General features: G+C 72.5%; 19 protein-coding genes. 5 read left to right on the forward strand and 14 right to left on the reverse strand.

Features of this window, described 5'->3' with window-relative positions; all coding sequences use genetic code 11:
• Positions 1-181: 181 nt before the first annotated feature.
• The 3 genes from ACIBMZ_RS06470 (at position 182) to ACIBMZ_RS06480 (ending at position 4,391) form a co-directional block, all read left to right on the forward strand.
• Positions 182-1,405 carry a thiolase family protein gene (locus ACIBMZ_RS06470; protein WP_396691554.1) on the forward strand — a complete coding sequence of 408 codons (1,224 nt, stop codon included), beginning with the start codon at positions 182-184 and terminating at the stop codon, positions 1,403-1,405.
• Entirely contained in the window at positions 1,402-3,468 is a 2,067-nt protein-coding gene (locus ACIBMZ_RS06475) for a 3-hydroxyacyl-CoA dehydrogenase NAD-binding domain-containing protein (protein WP_396691555.1), read from the forward strand. The genes ACIBMZ_RS06470 and ACIBMZ_RS06475 overlap by 4 nt, the downstream gene beginning before the upstream one ends.
• Positions 3,469-3,590: 122 nt before the next feature.
• Positions 3,591-4,391 (forward strand): hypothetical protein, encoded by an 801-nt coding sequence (locus ACIBMZ_RS06480; RefSeq protein WP_396691556.1) that lies wholly within the window; start codon positions 3,591-3,593, stop codon positions 4,389-4,391.
• A 72-nt stretch (positions 4,392-4,463) separates the two neighbouring features.
• On the opposite strand, the gene ACIBMZ_RS06485 is transcribed toward ACIBMZ_RS06480, so the two are convergent.
• The 4 genes from ACIBMZ_RS06485 to ACIBMZ_RS06500 form a co-directional block, all read right to left on the reverse strand.
• Complete coding sequence (locus tag ACIBMZ_RS06485) at positions 4,464-4,859, reverse strand: VOC family protein (RefSeq protein ID WP_396691557.1); 396 nt, start codon at positions 4,857-4,859, stop codon at positions 4,464-4,466.
• Positions 4,860-4,904: 45 nt separating this feature from the next.
• Positions 4,905-6,104, reverse strand: coding sequence for a sensor histidine kinase (locus ACIBMZ_RS06490; protein WP_396691558.1), 1,200 nt, complete (start codon positions 6,102-6,104; stop codon positions 4,905-4,907).
• Complete coding sequence (locus ACIBMZ_RS06495) at positions 6,101-6,769, reverse strand: response regulator transcription factor (RefSeq protein ID WP_350693955.1); 669 nt, start codon at positions 6,767-6,769, stop codon at positions 6,101-6,103. Before ACIBMZ_RS06495 ends, ACIBMZ_RS06490 begins: the two co-directional genes overlap by 4 nt.
• A 79-nt stretch (positions 6,770-6,848) precedes the next feature.
• Positions 6,849-8,150 carry a PQQ-binding-like beta-propeller repeat protein gene (locus ACIBMZ_RS06500; protein ID WP_396691560.1) on the reverse strand — a complete coding sequence of 434 codons (1,302 nt, stop codon included), beginning with the start codon at positions 8,148-8,150 and terminating at the stop codon, positions 6,849-6,851.
• Between the two features lie 80 nt (positions 8,151-8,230).
• On the opposite strand from ACIBMZ_RS06500, the gene ACIBMZ_RS06505 reads away from it, so the two are divergent.
• A complete protein-coding gene (locus tag ACIBMZ_RS06505) occupies positions 8,231-10,084 on the forward strand; it encodes a hypothetical protein (protein ID WP_396691561.1) in 1,854 nt (617 codons plus the stop codon).
• Between the two features lie 67 nt (positions 10,085-10,151).
• Here ACIBMZ_RS06505 and ACIBMZ_RS06510 read toward each other — a convergent pair whose 3' ends face one another.
• From ACIBMZ_RS06510 to ACIBMZ_RS06545, 8 genes are all read right to left on the reverse strand, one after another.
• Entirely contained in the window at positions 10,152-10,544 is a 393-nt protein-coding gene (locus ACIBMZ_RS06510) for an AtzH-like domain-containing protein (protein WP_396691562.1), read from the reverse strand.
• Positions 10,545-10,632: 88 nt separating this feature from the next.
• Complete coding sequence (locus ACIBMZ_RS06515) at positions 10,633-12,315, reverse strand: regulator (RefSeq protein WP_396691563.1); 1,683 nt, start codon at positions 12,313-12,315, stop codon at positions 10,633-10,635.
• Positions 12,316-12,328: 13 nt separating this feature from the next.
• A complete protein-coding gene (locus ACIBMZ_RS06520; protein ID WP_396691564.1) occupies positions 12,329-13,021 on the reverse strand; it encodes a cysteine hydrolase family protein in 693 nt (230 codons plus the stop codon).
• Between the two features lie 8 nt (positions 13,022-13,029).
• Positions 13,030-13,719, reverse strand: coding sequence for a cysteine hydrolase family protein (locus ACIBMZ_RS06525; protein ID WP_396691565.1), 690 nt, complete (start codon positions 13,717-13,719; stop codon positions 13,030-13,032).
• A 40-nt stretch (positions 13,720-13,759) separates the two neighbouring features.
• On the reverse strand, positions 13,760-15,628 hold the full coding sequence (atzF, locus tag ACIBMZ_RS06530; protein ID WP_396691566.1) for an allophanate hydrolase: 1,869 nt from the start codon (positions 15,626-15,628) through the stop codon (positions 13,760-13,762).
• Between the two features lie 75 nt (positions 15,629-15,703).
• The gene (locus ACIBMZ_RS06535; protein ID WP_396691567.1) at positions 15,704-16,369 is read right to left on the reverse strand and encodes a GntR family transcriptional regulator; all 666 of its coding nucleotides are present in this window, start codon (positions 16,367-16,369) and stop codon (positions 15,704-15,706) included.
• Between the two features lie 48 nt (positions 16,370-16,417).
• Positions 16,418-18,220, reverse strand: a complete 1,803-nt coding sequence (locus tag ACIBMZ_RS06540; protein ID WP_396691568.1) for a hypothetical protein — start codon at positions 18,218-18,220, stop codon at positions 16,418-16,420.
• Complete coding sequence (locus tag ACIBMZ_RS06545) at positions 18,220-20,142, reverse strand: hypothetical protein (RefSeq protein ID WP_396691889.1); 1,923 nt, start codon at positions 20,140-20,142, stop codon at positions 18,220-18,222. Before ACIBMZ_RS06545 ends, ACIBMZ_RS06540 begins: the two co-directional genes overlap by 1 nt.
• A gap of 279 nt (positions 20,143-20,421) precedes the next feature.
• On the opposite strand from ACIBMZ_RS06545, the gene ACIBMZ_RS06550 reads away from it, so the two are divergent.
• Positions 20,422-21,618: a hypothetical protein gene (locus ACIBMZ_RS06550; RefSeq protein WP_396691569.1), complete on the forward strand. Its 1,197-nt coding sequence runs from the start codon at positions 20,422-20,424 to the stop codon at positions 21,616-21,618.
• 277 nt (positions 21,619-21,895) lie between these two features.
• Here ACIBMZ_RS06550 and dxs read toward each other — a convergent pair whose 3' ends face one another.
• Positions 21,896-23,857 carry a 1-deoxy-D-xylulose-5-phosphate synthase gene (gene dxs / locus ACIBMZ_RS06555; RefSeq protein WP_396691570.1) on the reverse strand — a complete coding sequence of 654 codons (1,962 nt, stop codon included), beginning with the start codon at positions 23,855-23,857 and terminating at the stop codon, positions 21,896-21,898.
• Between the two features lie 70 nt (positions 23,858-23,927).
• Positions 23,928-25,097: an anhydro-N-acetylmuramic acid kinase gene (locus ACIBMZ_RS06560; protein ID WP_396691571.1), complete on the reverse strand. Its 1,170-nt coding sequence runs from the start codon at positions 25,095-25,097 to the stop codon at positions 23,928-23,930.
• Positions 25,098-25,117: the final 20 nt, after the last annotated feature.

Below are 25,117 nucleotides of genomic sequence, written 5' to 3' on the forward strand. Positions count from 1 at the left end.
AAGAGGTTTGCGTCCGATGGGCGGCCGGTAGCCGACGCAAACCTCTTGATCAACGCGGGCCGTCGGCGCGGGCCGTCGGCGCGAGCGGGGGTGTGGGGTGGGCCACAGCGGGGTCGCGGGCACGGGTTATTACTGGCGAGTAGCATTCGAGGGAAACGCCAGTGCTGGCTAGGAGGCTCAAGTGCCCCGTGAAGTTCGGGATGTCGTCTTCGTGGACGGCGTCCGCACCCCGTTCGGTAAGGCGGGTGGGATGTACGCCGACACCCGCGCCGACGACCTGGTGATCCGATGCATCCGCGAACTGCTGCGCCGCAATCCGCAGCTCCCCCCGGAACGGGTCGAGGAGGTGGCCATCGCCGCCACCACCCAGATCGGTGACCAGGGCCTGACCATCGGCCGTACCGCCGCGCTGCTGGCCGGCCTGCCCAAGACGGTTCCCGGCTTCGCCATCGACCGGATGTGCGCCGGCGCGATGACCGCGGTGACCACCGTCGCCAGCGGCATCGCCGTGGGCGCGTACGACGTCGCGATCGCCGGCGGTGTCGAGCACATGGGCCGCCACCCGATGGGCGAGGGCGTCGACCCGAACCCGCGCATCGTCGCGGAGAAGCTGGTCGACCCGTCCGCGCTGGTGATGGGCTCCACGGCGGAGAACCTGCACGACCGGGTCCCGCACATCACCAAGGAGCGCACCGACGCGTTCGCGCTCGCCTCGCAGCAGAAGACCGCGAAGGCGTACGCCAACGGCAAGTTCCAGGACGACCTGGTCTCGGTGGCGATCCGCGACCCGGAGACCGGCTGGGGCCTGGCCACCGTCGACGAGGCCCCCCGGGACACCTCCCTGGAGAAGCTGGCCACGCTGAAGACCCCGTTCCGCCCGCACGGCAAGGTGACCGCAGGCAACGCGGCCGGGCTGAACGACGGCGCGACCGCCAGCCTGCTGGTCGCCGAGGACGTCGCCCGCGAACTGGGCCTGCCGATCGCCATGCGGCTGGTGTCGTACGGCTTCGTCGGCGTCGAGCCCGAGGTGATGGGCGTGGGCCCGATCCCGTCGACCGAGAAGGCGCTGCGCATCGCCGGCCTGACCATCGACGACATCGGCCTGTTCGAGCTGAACGAGGCGTTCGCCGTGCAGGTGCTCGCCTTCCTCGACCACTTCGGCATCGCCGACGACGACCCCCGGGTCAACCAGTGGGGCGGCGCGATCGCCATCGGGCACCCGCTCGCCTCCTCCGGCGTACGGCTGATGACCCAGCTCGCCCGGCAGTTCGCCGAGCACCCCGAGGTCCGTTACGGCCTCACCGCGATGTGCATCGGCATCGGCATGGGCGGCACGGTCATCTGGGAGAACCCACACTGGACGGAGTCCGGCCAGCCAGCGCAGCGGGAGGGTGGAGACAAATGAGCCTCGCGGCACCCAACGAGGTGGTCACCAGGGCGCTGCTGCGTCAGGTGAACGTGCCGGGGCTGGACCGTCCGGCCGCCCTGATCACCCTCGACAACGGACTCGACCACACCAAGCCGAACACCTTCGGTCCGGGCGGCCTGACCAGCCTGGACGAGGCGATCAGCGCCGCGCTGGCGGCCGACCCGGCGTTCGTCGCGGTGACCGGCAAGCCGTACATCTTCTGCGTCGGCGCGGACCTGACCAGCCTGCCGCTGCTGGCGGACCGGGCGCAGGCGTTGGAGATCGGCCGGCTGGGGCACCGGGTCTTCGCCCGGCTGAAGGACAGCCCGGTCCCGACCTTCGCCTTCGTCAACGGCGCGGCGATGGGCGGTGGCCTGGAGCTGGCGTTGCACTGCCACTACCGGACGCTGTCCGGCGGCGCGGCGGCGCTGGCGCTGCCCGAGGTGTCGCTCGGCCTGATCCCGGGTTGGGGCGGCACCCAGCTCCTGCCGAACCTGATCGGCATCCCCGCGGCCACCCAGGTGATCATCCAGAACCCGCTGATGCAGAACAAGATGCTCAAGCCGAAGCAGGCCGCCGAGCTGGGCATCGCCGACGTGCTGCTGGAGCCGGCCGACTTCCTGGAGCGGTCGCTGGAGTGGGCCGCCGGGGTGGTACGCGGCGAGGTGACCGTCACCCGCCCCGAGGTCGACAAGGACATGTGGGCGGGCGTGCTCTACTTCGCCCGGCAGACGCTGGACCAGCGGCTGCACGGCGCGGTCCCGGCCGCGTACCGGGCGCTGGACCTGCTGGAGACGGCGAAGGACGCCGACTTCGCCACCGGCACCGCCGCCGAGGACGAGGCCCTGGCCGACCTGGTCTTCTCCGAGGAGTTGCGCAGCGGCCTGTACGCCTTCGACCTGGTCCAGCGGCGGGCCAAGCGACCGGCCGGCGCGCCGGACAAGGGGCTGGCCCGTCCGGTGACCAAGGTCGGCATCGTCGGCGCGGGCCTGATGGCGGGCCAGTTGGCGCTGCTGTTCGCCCGCCGCCTCCAGGTCCCGGTGGTGCTCACCGACCTGGACCAGGCCCGGGTGGACTCCGGCGTCGGCTACGTGCACACCCAGATCGAGAAGGCCGTCAGCAGGGGCCGGATGGACAAGGGCACCGCCGCCAAGCTGTACGGCCTGGTCAGCGGCACGGTCGACAAGAGCGCGTTCGCCGACGCCGACTTCGTCATCGAGGCCGTCTTCGAGGACCTGTCCGTCAAGAAGCAGGTCTGGGCCGAGCTGGAGAAGATCGTCGCGCCGGAGGCGGTGTTGGCGACGAACACCTCCTCGCTGTCGATCACCGCGATGGCCGAGGAGCTGGAGCACCCGGAGCGGGTGGTCGGCTTCCACTTCTTCAACCCGGTCGCGGTACTGCCGCTGCTGGAGATCGTCCGTGGTGAGCGGACCGACGACGCCACCCTGGCCACCGCCTTCGCGGTGGGCAAGCAGCTCAAGAAGTCGTCGGTGCTGGTGAAGGACGCCCCGGCGTTCGTGGTCAACCGGCTGCTCACCCGTTTCCTCGGCACCGTCTTCGCCGCCGTGGACGCGGGCACCCCGCTGGAGGTGGCGAACCGCGCGCTGGACCCGCTGGGTCTGCCGATGCGACCGCTGGCACTGCTCCAGCTCGTCGGCCCGGCCGTCGCCCACCACGTCGGCGGCACGCTGCACGCGGCCTACCCGGACCGGTTCACGGTCAGCGACAACCTCAAGCGGATCGCGGACTCCGGCCAGCCGATCGTGGTGGACGACGAGATCAACGCCGAGGTGGCGAAGCTGCTGGTGGTCGGCGACCGGCCGCTCACCGAGGAGCAGGTACGCCAGCAGGCGCTCGACGCGCTGGCCCAGGAGATCCGGCTGATGCTGGACGAGGGGGTCGTCGCCGAGGCGCAGGACATCGACCTGTGCATGATCCTCGGTGCCGGGTGGCCGTTCCACCTGGGCGGCGTCACGCCGTACCTGGACCGGACCGGCACCAGTGAGCAGGTCACCGGTCAGCGCTTCCTGCCGCGCAGCGTGGCCGGCCTGGCGGGCTGAGTCGAGCCGGGTCACGGTGGTCGCCCCACCCGGGGTGACCACCGTGACCGGCGGTCGGGGCAAGCGGCACGAGCGGCGGCTGGCTACCATCCCGGTTCCACCCCTCGTCAGGAGCCGACCGCATGTCCCACCCGGACCAGCACCACAATCCGCACGGCGCCGGCCCGTACCCGCCGGGCGGCAGCTACCCACCGCGCAGCGGCGACCAGTACCCGCCGGGCGGGTCGTATCCGCAGGCCGGTGGCTACCCGCCGCCGGGGACCGGCTATCCCCCGCCCCCACCGGCCGGCGGGTATCCCACGCCCGGTCAGCCGTACGGCGCCTTCCCGCCGCCCCCTCCGCCGAAGAAGTCCCACGCGGGGAAGATCGTGCTGATCGTCTTCGCCGTCCTCGTGGTGCTCTGCGTCGGCGGCGGCTCGGTCGTCTGGTTCGTGGTCCGGGACACCGTCGGCGAGGCGGTCGACGCCAGCCGGACCCGGGTGGTGGCGCCGGAGACCCTGGCCGGCCGACAGAAGGTCACCGAACCGGAGTTGCAGCAGCTCTCCGACTCGATGGTCCGGGAACTCAAGTCCTCGATCCAGAACGAGACGGGTGCGGTGGGTGCCTTCTACGGCAACCCGTCGCAGGAGAACCTCGTGATGATCGTGGCCGTCTCCGGGCTGATGGCCGACCCCAAGCGGGAACTCGACGAGGCGGTCCAGGCCATCTCGACCGAGCTGACGGTCAGCAACATGACGTCGGTCGAGCCGGGCCCGCTCGGCGGCGAGGCCCGCTGCGGCGACGGCCGGGCCGACGTGGCGCTGGGCATCTGCGTCTGGGCGGACCGTGGCAGCGTCGGCATGATCGTCTTGTTCTGGTCCTCCCGCGACGACGCCGCATCCGAGTTCCTCACCATCCGTGGCCAGGTCGAACAACGGTCCTGACGGACGCACCGGTGGCCGGGCGGGGTGAATCCCCCGCCCGGCCGTCGCGTCGCTGCGGCCGGTGGCGGGCGATCACCCGTCCATCAGGGCGTGTTCCGCCAGACTGCGTTCCACGCAGAACTCGTTGCCCTCCGGGTCGGCCAGCACCACCCATCCCCTGCCGTCCGGCCGACGGTGGTCGGCGACCGGCGTGGCGCCCAGGCCGAGCAGGCGTTCCACCTCCTCGTCCCGGGTCCGGTCGGTCGGTTGGAGATCCAGGTGGATGCGGTTCTTCACGGTCTTGCCCTCGGGCACCCGCTGGAAGAGCATCCCGCCGCCGGCCGTGTCCGGGCCGGACAGCAACGCGCACTCCTCGTCCCCCGGCCGGTCGTCCGGGTCGGGACGCAGCCCGGTGGCCGCCGCCCAGAAGGTCGCCATGGTGTACGGGTCGGCACAGTCGACGTCGATCCAACGCACTCGGGAAGTCATGACCCCAACCTCTCACCGGGATCAAGCGATTATCAGCGCATCGGGTCAGCGTGTGCCCTGCTCCACGGTCGGCGCGGAGTCGGCCGCCGGCAGGTTGACCGTCACCTCCAGGCCGCCCCCGGACTGTGCCACCGCCGTCACCGTGCCGCCGTGCGCGTCACAGACCGCCCGCACGATGGACAGGCCGAGGCCGGACCCGCGGGCACCGGTCCGTTCCCGGCCGCCGCGCCGGAACGGCTCGAACAGCCCGGGTACGTCGGCCGGGTCGACCTCGAAGCCGGTGTTGCCCACCACCAGCCACGACCGCTGGCCGTCGGAGCCGGTCCGCACCCAGAGCCGCCCGTGCAGGTGGTTGTAGCGGACCGCGTTCTCGATCAGGTTGCCGGCCAACCGGTCCAGCAGACCGGGGTCGCCGACCACCGGTGCCGGCTGGAGCGAGGTCCGCACGTCCAGCTTGATCCGGTCCACCTCGCGGCGCACCGCGGACAGCGCGTTGAGCGTGCCGGCGGCCAGGTCGCACTCGGTACGCCGAGCGAGCCGCCGGCCCGTCTGCGCCTCGCTGCGGGCCAGCACCAGCAGGGCGTCGACCAGTCCGTTGGCCCGTTCGGAGGCGTCGCGCACCACGGTCGCCATCCGGCGGTACTCGGCCGCGTCCGCGTCGTCGTCGCTGAGCGTCACGTCGATCTCGGTCCGCATCACCGCCAGCGGCGTGCGTAACTCGTGCGAGGCGTTGGCGACGAACCGTTTCTGCGACTCGAAGGCGGCACCGATCCGGTCCAGCATCGCGTCGAAGGTGTCGGCCAGCTCGGCCACCTCGTCGTCCGCCCCCGAGTAGCCGATGCGCTGGTGCAGGGTGGTCTCGCCGAGTCGCCGCGCGGTGGCGGTCACCTGGTGCAGTGGTCGCAGTGCCCGCCCGACGACCGCGTACGCCCCGACCACGCCGGCCGCGCCGACCGCCAGCAGCGCGGCCAGCCCCTTCGCCAGCAGTTCGCCGGAGGCCGCGCTGACCAGTTGCCGCTGCCACGCCCCGGCTTCCAGGGTGCTGCCGTCGGCCAGCACCACGGTGGTGCCGGGCAACAGCTCGTCGGTGGGGCGCAACGCGTCGCGCACCAGCAACCAGGCCAGCAGCAGCAGGATCGCCCCGGCGCCGATCAGCAGGACGCCGTTGAGCAGGGTCAGTCGCAGTCGCAGGGTGGGCCGCGGTCGCAGTCGCGTGACCGGCCCGATCCCCAGGGCGGGCGTCACGCCGGCCCCTCGGCGGTGCGGTAACCGGCCCCCACCACGGTCTCGATCAGCGGCGGATCACCGAGCTTGCGGCGCAGGGTCATCACGGTGACCCGGACGATGGTGGTGAACGGGTCGGTGTTCGCGTCCCACACCCGTTCCAGCAGTTCCTCGCTGGACACCACCGCCCCGCGCGCCTTGAGCAGCTCGCAGAGCACCCCGAACTCCTTGTTGGTCAGCTCCACCGGCTGCCCGGCCCGGGTGGCCACCCGCCGGGCCGGGTCGACGACCAGATCGGCCAGTTCCAGTACCGGAGGTGCCGCCGGAGTGGCCCGTCGGCCCAACGCCTGCACCCGGGCCACCAACTCGTCGAAGGCGAACGGCTTGGGCAGGTAGTCGTCGGCACCGAGTTGCAGGCCCTCGACCCGGTCGGCGACGGTGCCGCTGGCGGTGAGCATCAGCACCCGGGTCAGCGCGCCGGAGGCGGCCAGCTCGGCGCAGATCTGGTCACCGTGCATGCCCGGCAGGTCACGGTCGAGCACCACCACGTCGTACCGGGTGACGAAGGCCATCTCGTGTCCGCTGTCACCGTCGTACGCGACATCCACCGCCATGCCGCGTTTGCGCAGGCCGCGCGCGATCGCGTCGGCGAGGTTGCGCTCGTCCTCGACCACCAGTACCCGCATGTCACGCCCCTTTTCCGCCGGTGACCACCCGACAACCTAGCGCCGGCCGCCAAGTCGGGCGTGCCACCCCGGGCCGGTGTCACTCCGGCAGTCGCCAGACCCCGAAGTCGCCGTCCTGCCGACGGCAGGCCACGAGGTCTTGGCGGGCCTGGCATTCGCCACGCCCCCCGACCAGCACGTCGATCGGCCGGGCCCGGTCGGCGTCCGGGTGGAGCTCGGCGAGCACCAGGCCGACATCGGCCACTGGTCGTACGGCGAGCAGGTGCGGCGCGTACTCGTACCGGTGGACCTGCTCCCACGGCCCGTGGTCGACGAGCGCCGCCCCGGTCGTCATGTCGAAGGTGGCCAACTCCATCGTCCCCTCGGCCCACCTGGACAGGACCAGCGCACGCCGCTCCCCCACCAGCAGGAGGTCGGCGATGTCCCGGTTGTCCCACCGGATGGCGCCGGTGGCCGGGTCGAGGACCTGCACCCCGCCGCTGGCCAGAAAGGCGCAGAGCAGCGCGGCGCAGTCGGTGACGTGGTAGACCGTCGGCACGGTGGTCTGCCAGACCGGAACCAGCCCGTCGACCGTGTAGGCGGCGACGGTGTTCGAGTTCCGGACCACCGCCACCAGGTCGCCGACCACCCACGCCGACTGGTAGCCGGCCGGGTCGTCGGCGGGCGGCGGCAGGCGGTGCCGGATCTTCCCGGTCTCCGGGTCGCGCACCTCGACGCCGCCGTCGAGCGTGGACACCACGACCGCGTCGACCGCTCCGTCGCGGAGCCGGTAGTCGACGCTGGACGCCGAGAGCGGAATGGACCACAGCTCGCGGGCGCTCGGCAGCTCGATCATCCGCAGCGTGTTCGGCATGCTCTCGCGATGGGTCCGCAGCAGTGCGCGGCGGGGGTCGTCGAACATCGCCACGCCCGGCTCGCGCCAGCGTTCCCGACCGGTACGGGCATCGAGCAGCACGCTCTGGCTGGTCTCGGTCTCCTCGGCGGACATCGAGACCAGCACCCCGTCCTCGGCGACGGGCTGCACCCGGAAGACCCGATGGCCGTGCGACAGGGCGACCCGCCACGACGGAGTCAGCTTCGGCGGCGTGCCGGTGGCCGGCTCGGGATGGGGAAAGGCGAGCAACTCGGGGCGGTCGCCGGTGGCCTCGGTGCCGGGGATGACGGCGAAGATCTGGTCCGCCGAGAGGAGCAGGCTGGCGCCGAGAGGCACCGGCACCGTCGCGTACACCCGGCGGGGCGGCGGTGCGGCGCCGGCCATCGTCACCAGCACGACCACCGCGAGCAGCGCGGCTGCCCAGCGGCGCGAGCCGGCGAAGGTCCGGTGACGTCTCGGCGGGTGGTCGGTCGGCTCGGTGATCTCACCGAGGTCGATCAACGTCACGGTCGTCCTTCCTGCGGTGCGCCGACACGGCCCCTCACAGCCGTCGGCCGCCCCGGCGACCGCCTGTACGATGGCCCGTCGTGGCTGTGCCGGTGATTGATTCCTCGTTGAACCCCGTCCCCGAGACCGTCGAGGCGGAGTCAGCGACAAGACGTCGCCGACGCGGGCCGACGCGCGTCGACGTACTGGCCATCGGAGCCTACGTCCTGCTCGGCGTCCTCGTCTGCCTCTATTACTGGGTGGACGTGCAGAACCGCGTCTCGTCCCATCTGCCCACCGACCACAGTTGGTTCGAGTGGTTGTTCTCGCACGGTGCGTACTCGGTGATGCACCTGGAGAACCCGCTGTTCAGTACGCGGCAGAACGCCCCGGACGGGGTGAACATGATGGCCAACACCTCGCTGCTCGGGGTGACCCTGCCGCTGGCCCCGCTCACCTGGCTGCTCGGCCCGCAGGTGGTGTACGCGCTCTACCTGGGCGGTGCGCTGGCGGCCACCGCCGCCACCTCGTACTGGATGCTCTCCCGGCACCTGGTGCGCTCCCGGGCCGCCGCCTTCGTCGGCGGCGCGTTCCTCGGCTTCGCCCCCGGCATCGTGCACCACGCCAACGGCCAGCCGAACTTCGTCTCCAACTTCCTGCTGCCACTGATCGTGGTGCGGGTGTTCCGGCTGACCGAACCCGGCCGGTGGCGGCGCAACGGGCTGGTGCTGGGCCTGCTGGTGGCGTACCAGATCTTCATCAACGAGGAGATGCTGCTGCTCACCGCGCTGGCCTGCCTGGTCATCGTGATCGCGTACGCGGTCATGCGGCCACGCCAGGCGCGCGACCGTGCCGGCACGTTCGGTGCCGGACTGGGCCTCGGCGGCGTCGTCGCCCTGCTGCTCACCGCCTACCCGATCTGGTACCAGTTCAACGGCCCACAGTCCTACCGGGGTCTACAGGGCGGGGTGTTCCACAGTTGGGGTGAGGACGTCGTCGCCTTCGTCACCTTCCCCCGCGACACCATCGCCGGCACCGAGGCGGTGGAGGCGACCATCGGACTGACCGAGCAGAACAGTTGGTTCGGCTGGCCGATGGTGCTGTTCACGGTGGTGGCGCTGGCGCTGCTGGTGCGCCGGTCGATGGTGGCCCGGATCCTCGCCGTGCTGGTGGTGCTCTTCTCGGTGGGCTCGCTCGGCCCGGAGATCCGGTTCAACGGCGAGTTGACCGGCATCGCCGGTCCGTGGTCGTACATCTCGGAGGACCTGCCGCTGGTCGAGATGATGATGCCGACGCGGCTGGCCCTGGTCACCACCGCCGCGCTCGGTGTCCTGCTCGCCCTGGCCTGGGACGCGGTGGCCGGCAACCGCCGGTCGCCGGTGCCGGCACCGCGCTCCGGCGAACCCGCGCCGCCCGCCGCCCGCAACCGGCCGCCCTGGCAGCGCGGCGTCGGGTACGCGGCCATCTCGCTCGCCGTCCTGCCGCTGCTCCCCACCCCGCTGCCCGCCGAGGAGGTTCCGCCGCCGCCGACCTTCATCACCTCGGGCGCCTGGCGGCCGTACGTGCCGGAGGGCCGGACGCTGGTACCGGTGCCCATCCCAAGCAACGTGCACGGTCTGTCCACGTTGCGCTGGAGCGCGCTGACCCAGCACGAGTTCCCGATCCCGGCGGGGTACTTCATCGGCCCCAACCTCGACGGTGAGGGCGTCTTCGGTGCGCCGAACCGGCCCACCAGCACCCTCGTCTATCGCACCATCGACGCCGGTGAGGTGCCCGATCTGACCGACGAGAACCGCAAGCAGGCCGTCGAGGACCTGCGCTTCTGGCGGGCCTCGGTGGTGGTGCTCGGCGCCCACCCCCGGGAGGCCGTGCTGCGGGATCTGCTGACCGGCCTGCTCGGCGAGCCGCAGCGGGTGGACGACGTCTGGCTCTGGGACGTCCGCGACCGCGTCTGACGCGCTCCGGCCTTGTTGGAAGGAAGGGCCCCCTGCTAACGCCTCGTGCATAGCAGGGGACCCCTCCTTACACCTCAGGCGCAGCGGGCAGCGGCTCGGAGACGTGCGCGGTGACGATGCGCCAGCCGACGGGCAGGCGTACCCAGGTCTGGGTCTGCCGGCCGGTGGCGACCGTACCGGCGTAGCCGAACCGGGTGGTGACGACCGCGAGGTCCAGGCCGAAGGTGGTGATCACCGTGTCGACCAACCGGCGACCCGGTGGCAGCGGTGGCTGTGCGGCCCGCCATTTCCGCTGCTCCTCCAAGCCGTACTGGTGGTCGGCGAGGCCGAAGCGCACCGTCCGGTCGGAATCCCGGAAGTAGCCGCAGATCCGCTCCGCGTCCCCGTCGACCAGGGCCTGCTCGTAGCCGGCGAACACGGCCGCGACCTCGGCCACCACGTCGGCGCGGTCGATCTCCATCGGGTTCGTCCTCTCCAGTCGGAACGACAGCGGGCGGCGGGGTGTCCCGGTCGGGCGGCGGAACCTGCCGCCCGACCGGGACACCGCCTCAGCCACTCACCGCCGCCTCGCGGGTGTCGTCGTCCGCCGGGGCGGCACCGGTCGGACGGCCCGGCGCGGAGACCGAGGTGGTCGGGGCGTCCCGGGTTCCGGGCGGGGTGGCGCCGCTGTGCAGGCGATCCAGTTCGGCCTCCTCCGGCGCGGGCACCCGGGGCGGGTGCGCCCCGAGCGCGAAGATCCCGCAGATCACCGCGACGAAGAGATACCCGAGGGCCACCTGCCCGTTGGCGTTCCACCGGACCTCCTCGCCGTGGATCAGGCCGATGAAGGCGAGCACCGCACCCGACGCGGCGAACACGGCCGCGTGGACGAAGCGTTTGTCGATGATGAACGCCACGATCGCGCCGAGCACCAGACCGGCGAGGATGGCCCCTTCCCCGAGTATCCGCAGCCCGTCGTAGACCACCCCGGCACCGGCGAGCGCCTCGTTGCCGACCTCGGCGGCAGTGGTGCCGGCCGCCGCCAGGGCGTTGTTCATCTGCCCGGTCGCCCAGGCCGCAATGTTGGGGATCAGCGCCGCCACCACCGCTGCCGCGTGGGCCCGGGGCGTGGCCTGGAACGCCTGCGCGCCGATCAGCAGCCCGATGTAGAGCAGGATCGGCACGATCGCCGCGGTCGGGAAGATCGCACCGAGCAGGGAGAACATCCCGAGGAAGCAGAGCAGCGCGATGACCACCCCGGTCGCCATCGAGTAACCGGTCCGCCCTCCGGCGGCCTTCCAGCCGGGGTGCCCGACGTACACGGCGGGCGGGAAGGGTGAGCCGAGGGCCGCACCGACCACCGCCCCGGCGCCGTCGGCGAGCAGGACACTGCGCAGGTTGTAGTTGTCCCCGGCGGTGGCGGCGCTCTCCACGTTGGTCATCGCCTCGGTGAAGTTGTAGACCCCGAGCGGGATCGCGGTCGCCAGCAGCGGCGCCATGTCGGACAGGCCGCGCCCCAGCAGGTCGAGCTGAAACGTCGGGAAGGCGACGGCGATGTCCCGCGCCGCCGCCGTCACGTCCGGCACCGACATCGCCCCGCCGAGCCAACCGATCGCCGTACCCAGCAGCAGGGCGGCCAGCCCGATCGGGAAGTTGAACGGCAGTTTCACGTCGGTGAGCAGCCCGATCAGGAGCAACGCGAGGACCGGCAGGGCGATCCAGGCCATCCGCCACATCTGTCCTGCCGGGTTCATCGAGATGAAGGTGACGCTGATGCCGGCCAGCGTGCCGAGCAGCGCGGCGCGTGGGGTGTACCGGCGGATGTACGGGCCGACGAACGCACCGATCAGCACGATCACACCGATGATGAACGCCCACGCGAGCCCGGCCTCCCAGGCCCGCCTCGGATCTCCGGTGCTCAGGAAGATCGGCAGCATGATGACGAAGATGACGATGAACATGTGCGGCACGCTCGGCCCGTACGGCAGGGCGGTCACGTCGGTACGCCCTTCCCGTCGTGCCAGCCGCCGGGCCAGGTGGGTGTAGTAGACGTTGCCGGCCACCAGGGCGATGCCGAGGGCCGGCAGGATCGTGCCGAACACCTCGCCTTCGGGCAGGTTCACCACGAAGATGCAGAGCCCGGTCAGGGTGAGGACGTTGACCAGGACGTTGACGCCGAAGCCGAAGAACGCGTTGGTGTCGCCGCGCACCCAGTACGGCAGGCGCGGCGCGGAGGTCGTGGTGGGGTCCATGAGCGGCTCCCGGTCAGGAGGAGGCGGGCGACGAGGGGGCGCTGGGCAGCACGGCGAGTACGTCCGTCGAGTCGGCCACCCAGCCGAAGATGCCGCCCTGGGCGGCGATCATGTCGAGTCCGACCCGGTGGAACTCCGGGAAGTAGGACCCGACGCAGTCGGCGAGCACGAGGCACTCGTATCCGCGGTCGTTCGCCTCCCGGACGGTGGTGTGCACGCACACCTCGGTGGTGACGCCGGTGACCAGGAGACTGTCGATCTTCCGTTCGGCGAGCAGTTCCGCCAGGCCGGTGGCGTGGAAGGCGCCCTTGCCGGGCTTGTCGACGACCGGCTCGCCGGGCAGCGGCGCCAACTCGTCGACGATGTCGTGGCCGTACTCGCCGCGGACCAGGATCCGGCCGTTGGGTCCGGGGTCGCCGATGCGCATGCGCGGGGCGCCCCGCTGGAGCTTGGCCGGTGGGCAGTCGGAGAGGTCCGGCAGGTGGCCCTCGCGGGTGTGCACGACGGTCAGGCCGGCGGCGCGGGCGGCGGCCAGCAGCGCGCCGAGCGGCCCGATCGTGCGCCGCAACTGGTCGACGTCGTTGCCCAGGCTCTCGCCGAAACCACCCGGTTCCAGGAAGTCGCGCTGCATGTCGATGACGAGCAGCGCCGTGGTCGAGAGGTCGAAGGTGTACGGGAAGGGTCGCGCGGCGGCGATGGTCGGCATGGTCCACCTCACCCGGTCGTGGCGGCGATGACGTCGTCGGAGGTGGCCACACAGCCGAAGACGCCACCCTGCATGGTCACCATGTGCAGGGCGGCCTCGTGGTTGCCCTTGTCGGTGGCGCCGGTGCAGTCCGACAGGATCAGGCACTCGTAGCCCCGGTCGTTCGCCTCGCGCATCGTGGTGTGCACACAGACGTCGGTGGTGATGCCGGTGAGGATCAGGTGGGTGATGCCCCGGGTACGCAGTACCAGGTCGAGGTTGGTGGCGTAGAACGCGCCCTTGCCCGGCTTGTCGACGACCACCTCGCCGGGGGCCGGGGCGACCTCGGGCACGATCTCCCAGCCCGGTTCGCCCTTGACCAGGATCCGGCCGCACGGACCGGCCCCGCCGATCTCGGCGCCGATCCGCGCCGAGCGCCATCGCTTGTTCGCCGGCAGGTCGGACAGGTCGGGGTCGTGTCCCTCCCGGGTGTGCACCACCAGCATGCCGAGCGACCGGACGTGCGCCAGCAGCCGGGCGGTGGCGGGCAGGCCGGCTCGGGTCAGGCCGATGTCGTAGCCCATGGCGTCGACGTAGCCACCCGGCCCGCAGAAGTCGGTCTGCCAGTCCACACAGAGCAGTGCGGTACGCACGGTGTCGACCGTGCCGTCGTACGGCCACTGGTAGGGGTTCGCCGGTACCGGACCGATCGTTGCCATCGCTCCTCCTGTCTTCTCCGTTCACGGTCGGCTGGCGGTGTTAGGAGGGGTCCCCTGCTATGCACGAGGCGTTAGCAGGGGACCCCTCCTTACATGCGGCCCGCCGGTACGCGCGCCAGCCACCGGCGGCGCTGATGTCCTCGGCGTCCGGGCCGGCCGCGTACGCCTCGCAGAGGAACCCGAGCACGTCCCGCCCGTCGTGCAGCCGCACCCAGCCGAGCGAGAGCGGAGCGGGCACCTCGGCCAGCAACCCGCCCACGGCCGACGCCGGCAGCGACCAGAGCTCGACCTCGATCGGGTGGCCGTCGGGGGCGGTCGAGGCGACGCGGACCAGTCCGGGCAGCCCTTCGCCGTCCGGGGTCGGCATCCGGTACAGCCGGTAGAGCGGCGCGGTGCGGGCCGCCCCGGCGAGGGTGGCTCCGAGGTCGGTCAGCTCGGCGTTGCGCGACTCCCCGGTCAGGTGCCGCCCGACCACGGCGATCAGCACCTCCGTGCGGGCCGGCGGTGTGCCGTCGTGCCGGATCGGCGGCGCGACCACCGTGCCCGACGTGGTCGCCGTTGCCGGATCGGCCTCGGCGAAGGCGGCGGCGAGCCGGGCCAGTGTGGTGTCGCTGAAGGCCGGGCCGACCAGGGTCAGGCTGGCCGGGCGACCATCGGCGGTGAACCCGTTCGGCACGGTCACCGCGGCCAGGTCGAGCAGGTTCGCGAACTGGGTGTACCGGCCAAGCACGGCGTTGCGTCCGATCGGGTCCTCGGCGATCTCGTCGAGCGTGAAGGTCGTGCCGACGGTCGGCACGACCAACACGTCCATCTCCTGCCACCACCGGTCGACCTCGGCCCGCAACTCGCGGAGCCGGTGCCTCCCCCGGAAGGCGTCGACGGCGTCGTAGCGCCGCCCGGTCTCCAGCACCGTCCGGGTGACCGGGAGGACCGCCTCCGGATGCGTACGCAGGAAGTCGTCCAGCCCGGCGAGCCGCTCGGCCACCCACGGACCCTGGTAGAGCAGGTCCCCCGCGGCGAGAAAGGGAGCCAGCGGGACCTGCCGCACGGTGCCGACCAACTCCCGCAGGCGGTGCACGCCGGCCGCGAACCGGACCGCCTGCCCGGCGTCGTCGAAGAACTCCAGGTCCACGGTCCGGGGTACGCCGAGGCGGAGCGTCCCCGGCGCGCGGGCCGTGAACCGCTCGGCCGGGAGCGCACGCCCCCAGGGGTCGGCTATGCTCACCGCGCGGGCGGCGTGCAGCACCTCGCTGGCGCCCGCGACGTCGACGGCGAAGACCGAGACGCAGTCCAGCGAGCGGCAGGCCGGCACCACACCGGCCGTGCTGAGCAGCCCTCGGGTGGGTTTGACGCCGACGATCCCGTTGAGCGCGGCCGGAACCCGGCCGGAGCCGGCGGTGTCCGTGCCCAGGGCGAAGGCGACCTGACCGGCGGCGACCGCGACCGCCGAGCCGGAACTGGACCCGCCGGATACGAGACCTCCGCCGAAGACGCTCTCGACGCTGCCGTACGGGGATCGCGAGCCGGTCAGGCCGGTGGCGAACTGGTCGAGGTTGGTCTTGCCGACCAGCAGGGCTCCGGCGTCGAGGAGTCGGCGGACGACCGGCGCGTCCTCGGCGGCCCGGTACCCGAAGTCGGGGCAGCCGGCAGTGGTGACCATGCCGGCCACGTCGATGTTGTCCTTCACCGCGAACGGGATCCCGTACAGCGGCAGCGTCTGCGGGTCGGTGTCGGTCAGCGCGGCGGCCCGGGTCCGCAGTTCCTCGGCGGAGACGGTGCTGATCCAGACCGGTTCACCGGCTCGCCCGGCGAGTCCTTCCAGGACGGTCTCGGCCAGCTCGGCGGGGGTGAGGCGATGCTCGCGGTACGCGGACCGCAACTCCGAGATCGATCCGATGCGCTCTGGCATACAGTCGATTGTCGACCGTTCTGTTTCAGGGACCGGCGCCGGACGTAACGACGACATGACGCCGCCGCCGATCCGCTACTCCAGATACGTTCGTGCCCCGTGCCCGGAGAGGGCGGCGAGGACCGTCTCCGGGTCGCCCCCGGCCACCGCCTCGAAGAGCCGCTCGTGCCGGTGCACACCGTCGAGGGGTTGCGCCTGCTCCGCCTCGCGGCGCAGGTTGATGGCCATGTAGAGCTGCAACTTCACCAGGATCGAGTCGTACACCCCGGAAAGCTGACGGTTACCGGCCAGCGTCACCAGCGCGACGTGGAACGTGCGGTGCGACTCGGCGACCGCCAGCCGGTCACCGGCGCGCGTCGCCTCCCGCATCCGGTCCAGCGCCGCCCGCAACCCGACCAGGTCGCTCTCCCGTCCCACCGGGATGGCCGACCGGACCGCGAACCGCTCCAGCACGTCGCGCACCTCGTACAGCTCCTGGACGTCCCGGGCGGAGAGGGTGGCGACCCGGACCCCGCGCCGGGGCACGTGCTCGACCAGCCCCCGCTGCGCCAGCAGCCGCAACGCCTCGCGCAACGGTGCCCGGCTGATCCCCAACCGCCGGGTCAACTGCTCCTCCACCAGGCGCTCACCCGGTTCGCTCCGACCGCTGAGGAGTTCCCGGGTCAACCGGGAGACGGCGAGATCCACCAGACTGACACTTTCCAGCTCACCGTCCATCGGCGTCGCGGCCACGTCGCTCACCCCGACGAGTCTGCCATCCGGTCCACGGGCGACCGGTGCGGGCGCGACTCAACCGACAAGTGGACGGACGTCCCAGACCAGCGCGCCGCCGATCTCCCTCGGCGGGCCGAGCAGCGCCTCCACGGTGTGCCGGACCGGGTCGCCGTGGTGCAGCCCGCCCTGCACGACCACGGCCGCCCGCCAGTGCCGCAGGTCCGCCACCGCCTGCCGGCGTTCCGCCTCGGTGATCGGCGGCACCACGCCGGTGTCCGCCACCCGCCGCAACAGCGCCGAGGTGGGCCGGTCCGGGGCACCCCACCGGGCCGTCGGGTCGTCCGGGGCGTGCGGGCCGATGAAGAAGCCACCCGGAGCGGTGAAGGCCAGCCCGGTCCGGGCCGACCAGAGCATGCCCGGGCTGCGGCCGGCGTTGGTCACCGGCGGCACCGGGACCAGCGTGCGGCCCGCCGGCACGTACGCCCGCCAGGTGCCGTCGGCCACGAACGCCGGCACCGGCCGACTCGACACGGTCCGGATCGGGGTCGGCACCAGCGGCAGCAGGGCGACGGCCAGCGCGGCGGCTCCGACCAGGCGGACCGGTCCGTGCCACCGGTCCCGGGCGGGCGCGATGTCGACGGCCGCCCGCTGAGCCCAGCGGTCCATCGCGAGCGCGACCAGGACACCGAGCACCGGGGTGCAGACCAGCGCGAACCGGGCCGGCACCACGTGGTCGAGCAGCGGCAGCTCGGCGACCAGCCGGTACGGCCCGGGCAGGTCGGTGGCCCGTCCGTCGAGGCGTACCCGGGCACCGAGGGAGAGCAGGGCGAACACCAGGCCGCAGGCGGCCAGCGCACGGACCAGCGGGCGACGCCGGAGCCAGACCGTGACCACCACGGCCAGCACCAGCAGCCCGACGCCGAAGAACGAGTTCTCCTCGGTCGGGTTGGGCGCCAGCAGGCCGGGCGGGCGGTCCTCGCCGAACAGCGTCTGTCGGGCGAGGCCGGTGAACGACGCCGCGTCCAACTGGTAGCTGTACGCGTGGAACGGCATCCCCCGGTAGTGGCCCGGACCGAAGAACTGGAACCACAGCGGGTACGCCAGCAGCGCCCCGGCCACCAGCGCGCCGACCCCGATCCGACCGGCCGTCGACGGGGCCAGCCGACGGGCCGCCGACGGGTCGGCGATCGCGTACGCGCCGACGAACACGCCGCAGGCCAGCGCCACGAACAGCAGCACCTCCTCGCCGAGGAAGACCTGGTACGTCACGACCAGCCCGAGCAGCACACCGTGCCGCCACACCCGGCCGTCCGGCTCGGGTCGGAACACCAGCGCCAGGATCAGCGGCACCAGGAACTGGGCGGCCATGTGCAGGTGCGTACCGGCCTGGGCCACCATGCCGGGCGCGAAGCCGCAGACCAGGCCACCGACGGCGGCGGCCGGCCAGGTGTCGACCAGACGGCGGCGCAGCAGCACGTACCAGGCGGTGGCGGTGCCGGCGAGGCAGAGCACCACCGCGACACCGAAGGCGGCCTGCGACCCGAACAGCAGCGTGACCGGGGCCAGTGGGACACCGAGGCCGAGCACCGAGGTGTTCGCCATCAGGTTCACGCCGCCGGGCGCGTTCAACGCGTCGCTCCACAGCGGGTTCTCCCACCCGGCCACGGCACGGGCCGCGCGGGCCAGCATCCACTCGAAGAGGATCTGGTCACCGGCCTGGTGGAACAGCCGGTCCGGGCGACCCCACTGGCGGTGGGTCAACCACGCCGCCAGCGCGACGTAGCCGACCGGCACCGCCACGTCCGGGGCACGCGCGGGCGACCACCGGCGACGGCGCGACGCCACCTCGGCGGTACGGTCGGCCGTGCCGACGGCCATCAGCCCGTCGGAGCGGTCAACGGCCGTACGTCCCACACCCAGACGTCCAGCTCCTGCCGGGCCGGGCCGACCAACTGCTCGACGGTCTGCCGCAGCGGCTCCGAGTGCGGCTGGCGCAGCGGCAGCACCAGCACGGCCGCCTTCCAGTGCCGCAGCTCGTCCAGCGAGCGACGCCGCTGACGGTCGTCCAGTTCCGGCGTACGGCCGGTCGTGGCGACCTCCTCCAGCAGCTTCCCGACGCCGCTGGGCCGCCCGTTGAAGCGGCCCGGGTCACCGGTGGTGGCGTTGCGCGGGGCCAGGAAGTAGCCGCCGGGCATCTTGAAGTCGAGGTTGGTGGAGGCGGCCCAGCGCATCCCGTGGGTGTTGCCCATGCTCGGCACCGGGATCGGCACCAGCGTCTGGTCCGGCCCGACGTAGGCGCGCCAGCGGTCCGAGGTGATGAAGTCGGGCACCGGCGGTCGGGAGGTCATCGGCAGCGGCATCGGTGCGATCGGCAGGAGCGCGAGCACCAGACCGGCCACGGTCAGCGTCCGCACCACCCGCCGGTCCAGGTCCAACGTGCGGCTGCGCTCGATGGCCAGCGCCAGCAGGATCGCCACCACCACGCTGACGATCATGCCGAACCGGGTCGGCACCACCGCGTCGAGCAGCGGCAGCCGGACCAGCCACTCCCACGGGCCGACGATCAGCTCCCGGTCCCACCAGGTGATGCGCTCACCGAGGGAGAGGATCACATAGAACCCGGCGGTCGCCGCCAGCGCCCGGACCAGCAGTTCCCGCCGCAGCCAGAGCACGATGCCGACCGCGATCAGGGCCAGGCTCCACCCGAAGAAGGCGTTCTCCTCCGAGTAGTTCGGGGCGAGGTTCACGTTGGCCCGTTGGTTGCCGCCGATGGTCGGCGAGCCCGGGGCGAAGTACGCCGCGATGTCGTTGCCGTAGTCACGGACCGCGTCGCTGAGCCCGTGGTACGCCATCGGCCCGGCGAACTGGATGTAGAGCGGGTACGCCAGCAGCGCACCGGCGATCACCGTGCAGGTGGCCACCGCCTTGCCCAGCGGGCGCCAGGCCGCCGACCAGAGTCCGGGACGCTGGACGACCATCGCGATCAGGAAGATGCCGCAGCCCATCGCGGTGAAGAGCAGGATCTCCTCGTTGATGAACGCCTGCACGGTGACCAGCAGGGCCAGCAGCGCACCGTCCCGGTACGGGCGGGTGGAGCGGGTGATGACCATGACCCGCCACACGATGAACGGCAGCAGGAACTGGCTGATGATGTTCGGATGCCAACTGGCGTGCGACAGCATCGCCGGGGAGAACCCGCAGAGCCAGCCGCCGACGATCGCGGCCAGCGGGTAGCTGACCACGTGCCGGGACAGCACGTGGTACCAGGCCGAGGCGGTGCCGGCGAGGGCGAGCGTGACCAGCACCACGAACGTGACGGCGGGCCCGAACAGCAGGGTCACCGGCACCATCGGGATACCCAGCGCCAGGATGGCCGTGTTGGCCATCAGGTTGACACCGTCGGGGTAGTTGAACTGCTCGGTGAAGAACGGGAACTCGCCGTGCAGCACCACCCGGACCGAGTGGGCGAGGAAGAACTGCACCTGTGCCGGGTCGCTGCTGTAGAGCGAGGCCACCCGACCGGCCGGGTCCATCCAGATCTGGCTGGTCACCCAGATGGCGGTGAGCAGGAAGCCGCCGAAGACGGCCAGGTCCTGCCGACGGCGGGTCCACCGGAACCGCCGCCACCGCGACGGCGCCGAACCGGACGCCGCATCACCCGTCGGCGGGTCCTCGTCCCCGGTCGGCGCGCCGGGCGTCGGCGTGGCCCCGGAGTCGGCCGGGGCGTCGACGGCCGACGCGGTCCCGGACCGGGCCGGGGCGTCGCTGGTGGTGGTGCCGGAGTCGGCCGTGGTGTCGATGGTCGGCGCGGGGTCGCGCGTACCCTCACCCAGCGTGACGGGTTCGGACGGCGAGCCTGCGACGACGTCGGATTTCGGCGGCGATGCGGCGCGGGTCTCAGCAGGCGTCACAGTCGGCGGAGTCTACCCGAGTGGGGAGATAGCTCCCAAGTCGACGCGGCGTCCCCTGTGGCCGGTGTACCGCCCGGGCGACGCAGCGTGAGGCGGCGCGAGCCGACGGCCGGGCGTCTCGTACTATTGCCCTCCGAACGACGGCCGATGTGATCGGGGGCGTGACAGGTGGCTCCAGCCCGCTGGCGCGGATTGACCGCCACCGGCCTGTCCAGTCTGTTGGTCGCCCTCACCGCCTGCGGCCCGGTCGCCGAGCGTCGGCCGCAGGACCTCCGGGTCGGCTACGACAGCATGGACGGGTCGTTGACCGTGTGGCCGCCTCGCGGCTCGCTGGCCGAGGACGCGGCGACCACCGCCGCGGTGACCGAGGCGGTCCGTGAGTGGCGTTCACCGATCGACGACCGGGTGCACGTGCCCTCCTCCGGCATCCTCTTCTCCGGCGAGGTCGACGGCGCACCGCTGGCCCTGGTGGCCGCGTCGGTGCCCGGCCAGGCCGCGTCCTGGCTGCTCCAGCTCAGCGGCGGCGACGGCGGGTACGAGGTCAGTCAGGCCACCGAGTACACCGACCCGGGCTATCTCGTCTACTCCGACGTGCTGCCGGTACAGACCGCCGACGGGCGGCGCTACCTCACCTCGGAGCGGGTCCGGCGGCTGGTCGGCCCGAACGGCCGGCCCGTACCGGCGACCGACGGCCTGACCGACCCGGTGGAGGTCCCGCAGTGCGAGGCGGTGCCGGTGACCGCCACGTTGCGCTCGACCGAGTCGCTGCCCCGGGGACGCGCCGCCGACCGGCTGCTGGATCTCGGCACCGGCACCGCGAACCCGCGCTACCCGCTGGTGCGTGACGACAGCGGCTCGGGCCGACGGGCCCTGGCCGACCTGGACACCTGCGCGCTGGCCGGCGAGGACGGTCCGTTCGGTAGCGTCACCCGACGGGTCGGCGACCGGGACACCCCGGATTCGGTGCCGGCGTCCTGGCCGAAGTCGAAGGTCGCCGTGCGGACCCTCGGCGAGTTGGCACTCAACGGCGGTGAACCGGCGGAGCTGGAGCAGCTCAGTTGGGAGACCGCCGACGGCACGATGACCGCGTTGGTCTACCGGCCGGCGGACGGCGGCCCGACGGTGCTCTCCCCCGCCGACCGGACCACCCCGTTGCAGGTCTACGAACTGCCGGTGCCCGGTCAGCCGCTGGTCGTGCTGAGCTGGCGTGCCACCAAGGACACCACACTGTCGGTGCCGCCGGACACGACCCGCCTGCTCGATCGTCCCGGCCTGGTGGTGGCGCCGCTTCCGGAGCGCAGCGAGACCTTCAGCCTCGCGGCCGACGACAAGACGCACTACCGCTCCGCCGGTCACCGCCGCTGACCCCCACAGGCCCTCGCACCCCTCACACCGCGCACCCCCGTCAGGGCCACCGGGCGGGACAGGCCCGCGATCATGGAGTTGTGGCCCTGACAAAAGGGGCGCAACACGCCAAAAGCTCAGCCCGAACTCCATGATCGGCACCGAAGCCGACCATGACTCCATGATCGAGGGAGCTTCGACCACGACTGCCTGATCGACGGGGCGAGGCACCCGCACGCCGACGACGGCGGCGTGCGGGTGGAGAGTCCACGACGGGAGCGCGAGGCGCCCCGGGGTGTCAGTTGGCGGACGGGGTGGGGGTGTTCTCGGGCGTCAGCCGGGCCGGGTCGACCGGGGTGGTCTCCAGGCGGGAGATCCAGCCGGTGACGTCGCGCGCCACGTCCTGCGCGGTCAGGCCGAGGTCGGCCAGGATCTGCGCGCGGGAGCCGTGCGGGTGCCAGTCGGCCGGTACGCCCAGGTCACGCAGCGGCACCTGGACGCCCGCGTCCCGCATGGCCTGGGCGAGCGCGTCCCCGACGCCGCCCAGCCGGACGCCGTCCTCGACGGTGACCACCAGGCGGTGCCCGGCGGCCAGCTCGACCAACTCGGCCGGGACCGGGCGCACCCAGCGCGGGTCCACCACGGTCACCCCGTAGCCCTGCTCGGCGACCCGGGCGGCTACCTCCATGCCGAGCTGACCGAAGGCACCCACCGCGACGAGCAGCACGTCGGTACGCGCCGACTCGGCCAGCACGTCGACCGTGCCGATCCGGCGCAGCGCGGGCAGGTCGGCGGCGACGGCACCGGTCGGGTAGCGCAGCACGGTCGGTCCGTCGTCGACGGCGACCGCCTCGCGCAGCTCCTCGCGCAGCGTGGCGGCGTCCCGGGGAGCCGCCATGCGCAGGCCCGGCACCACCCCGAAGACCGACATGTCCCAGATGCCGTAGTGGCTCGGCCCGTCCGGGCCGGTGATGCCGGCCCGGTCCAGCACGAAGGTGACCGGCAGCTTGTGCATCGCCACGTCCAGCAGGACCTGGTCGAAGGCCCGGTTGAGGAAGGTCGCGTAGACCCCCACCACCGGGTGCAGCCCGCCGAGCGCCAGGCCGGCCGCCGAGGTGACCGCGTGCTGCTCGGCGATGCCCACGTCGTAGGTGCGCTCGGGGTACTTGCGGGCCAGCTTCGCGATGCCGGTCGGCTCGGCCATCGCGGCGGTGATGCCCACCACGTCGGGCCGCTCGTCGGCGATCGCGACCAGCTCGTCAGCGAAGACGTGGGTCCACTTCACCGACGGTGCGGCGACCAGTTGGCCGGTCTCCACGTCGAACGCGCCACCCGGACCGTGCAGGCAGTCCGCCTCGTCCTCCTCGGCGGGGCGGTAGCCGTAGCCCTTGCGGGTGACCGCGTGCACGATCACCGGGCCGCCGAAGTTCTTCGCGGCGCGCAGCGCGGTCTCGACGGCGGCCACGTCGTGCCCGTCGACCGGGCCGACGTACTTGATGCCGAGGTCCTCGAACATCGCCTGCGGCGCGACGGCGTCCTTGATGCCCTTCTTGACCGCGTGCAGCACCTCGTACATCGGCTTGCCGACCAGCGGCGTCGAGCCGAGGGCGTCCTTGACCGTGTCGAGGACCTTCTCGTAGCCCGGGTTCAGCCGCAGCGTCGAGAGGTGGTCGGCGAGGCCGCCGATGGTCGGCGCGTACGAGCGCCCGTTGTCGTTGACCACGATCACCAGCGGGTTGCCGGCGGCGGCGATGTTGTTCAGCGCCTCCCAGCACATGCCGCCGGTCAGCGCCCCGTCGCCGACCACGGCGACCACGCTGCGCGCCTCGCCCCGCAGGGCGTACGCCTTGGCCAGCCCGTCGGCGTACGACAGGGCGGTGGAGGCGTGCGAGTTCTCGATGATGTCGTGGTCGCTCTCGGCCCGGCTCGGGTAACCGGAGAGCCCGCCGCGCTGACGAAGCTGGTCGAAGCCCTCCTGGCGGCCGGTGACGATCTTGTGAACGTACGCCTGGTGACCGGTGTCGAACAGCAGCCGGTCCCGGGGAGAGTCGAAGACCCGGTGCATGGCGAGGGTGAGCTCGACCACGCCCAGGTTGGGGCCGATGTGACCCCCGGTGCGGGACACCTTGGCGACCAGGAAGTCACGGATTTCGGCGCTGAGAATGTCCAGTTCGCTGGCGGACATCCGCTTGACGTCCTGGGGACCGTGCACCGTGGCCAGCAGCCGGCCCTGGTTGGCCGTGTCCTCTTCAACACTCATGACCGCAGAGTCTATCGGCCTCCGCACACCTCGCAGCCCGGGTCACCGCGCCCGTTCCCTGACCGCCAGGTCAGGCCCGCACCCGTAGGCGGCGTGGCGGCACCACCCCGGCGGAGGCGGTGGACCGGGCCGACGGACCGGCGGGTGTCCAGGAGCCGAGCACGGTCGCCCGGTCCGCACCGGTCACCGAGGGCAGTGCGCCCGGCAGCCCGTGCCAGGACAGCCAGCCCAGCAGCGCGAACGCGTACGCCTCCTTGGCCTGCGCCGGGACGCCCAGCTCGTCGGTGGTACGCAGCCGCCGCCCGGCGCCGAGCTCGCCGAGCCGACGCCACAGCGTCCGGTTGCGGACCCCGCCACCGGCGGCGACCACCTCCACCACCCGGTGCCGGTCGCAGGCGTCCGTCACGGTCCGGGCGGTCAGCTCGGTCAACGTGGCGAACACGTCGTCGACGGCCACCGGCCCGTCCAGGGCGGCCAGCCGCCGGTCGAGGTACCCGGCGTGGAACAGCTCCCGGCCGGTCGACTTGGGTGCCGGGGCGGCGTAGTACGGCTCGGCCAGCAGCTCGGTGAGCAGCCCGGCGTGCACCCGTCCGGCCGCCGCCCGGGCACCGTCCCGGTCGCAGGGCTCCCCCAGCAGCCGCTCGGCGGCGGCGTCGAGCAGGGCGTTGGCCGGTCCCACGTCGTACCCGAGCACCGGCGATGCGGCCGAGACCACGGTGAGGTTCGCGATGCCGCCCAGGTTCAGTGCCGCCCGGGGCGCCGGACCGGTGCCGGCCAGCAGCAGGGCGTCGAAGGCCGGCACCAGCGGCGCGCCCTGCCCACCGGCGGCGACGTCCGCCGAGCGCAGGTCGGCGAGGACCGGTACGCCGACCCGGGCGGCCACCCGGGCCACCGCGCCCAGTTGCAGGGTCCCCCGGGCCCGGCCGCCCTCGACCCAGTGGAAGACCGTCTGCCCCGGCGACACCACCACGTCGACACCGCCGCCGGCCAGGTCCAGGCCGACGGCCGCCGCCTCGGCGAACACCTCGCCCAACCGGTTGTCCAGCCGACACACGTCCTCGATCGTGGTCGTGCTCGGCGGCAGCACCGCGCCGATCGCGGCGCGCAGCTCGTCGTCGTAGGGCAGGCTCCGGTGTCCGAGTGGCCGCAGCCACAGCGTGTCGCCCTCGGCGGTGAACTCGGCCACCGCCACGTCCACCCCGTCGTAGGAGGTCCCCGACATCAGCCCGACGATCTTCATCGGCCCAGGCTAGGCGGCCG

The sequence above is a fragment of the Micromonospora sp. NPDC049900 genome (assembly GCF_044461025.1).
Classification (GTDB): domain Bacteria; phylum Actinomycetota; class Actinomycetes; order Mycobacteriales; family Micromonosporaceae; genus Micromonospora.

Coding starts and splice junctions, on each gene's coding strand:
- ACIBMZ_RS06515 (WP_396691563.1), bottom strand. CDS start 12,315: ATGGACCCCACCACGACCTCCGCGCCGCGCCTGCCGTACTGGGTGCGC.
- ACIBMZ_RS06560 (WP_396691571.1), bottom strand. CDS start 25,097: ATGAAGATCGTCGGGCTGATGTCGGGGACCTCCTACGACGGGGTGGAC.
- atzF (WP_396691566.1), bottom strand. CDS start 15,628: ATGCCAGAGCGCATCGGATCGATCTCGGAGTTGCGGTCCGCGTACCGC.
- ACIBMZ_RS06525 (WP_396691565.1), bottom strand. CDS start 13,719: ATGGCAACGATCGGTCCGGTACCGGCGAACCCCTACCAGTGGCCGTAC.
- ACIBMZ_RS06485 (WP_396691557.1), bottom strand. CDS start 4,859: ATGACTTCCCGAGTGCGTTGGATCGACGTCGACTGTGCCGACCCGTAC.
- ACIBMZ_RS06540 (WP_396691568.1), bottom strand. CDS start 18,220: ATGGCCGTCGGCACGGCCGACCGTACCGCCGAGGTGGCGTCGCGCCGT.
- ACIBMZ_RS06495 (WP_350693955.1), bottom strand. CDS start 6,769: ATGCGGGTACTGGTGGTCGAGGACGAGCGCAACCTCGCCGACGCGATC.
- ACIBMZ_RS06510 (WP_396691562.1), bottom strand. CDS start 10,544: ATGGAGATCGACCGCGCCGACGTGGTGGCCGAGGTCGCGGCCGTGTTC.
- ACIBMZ_RS06520 (WP_396691564.1), bottom strand. CDS start 13,021: ATGCCGACCATCGCCGCCGCGCGACCCTTCCCGTACACCTTCGACCTC.
- dxs (WP_396691570.1), bottom strand. CDS start 23,857: ATGAGTGTTGAAGAGGACACGGCCAACCAGGGCCGGCTGCTGGCCACG.
- ACIBMZ_RS06475 (WP_396691555.1), top strand. CDS start 1,402: ATGAGCCTCGCGGCACCCAACGAGGTGGTCACCAGGGCGCTGCTGCGT.
- ACIBMZ_RS06480 (WP_396691556.1), top strand. CDS start 3,591: ATGTCCCACCCGGACCAGCACCACAATCCGCACGGCGCCGGCCCGTAC.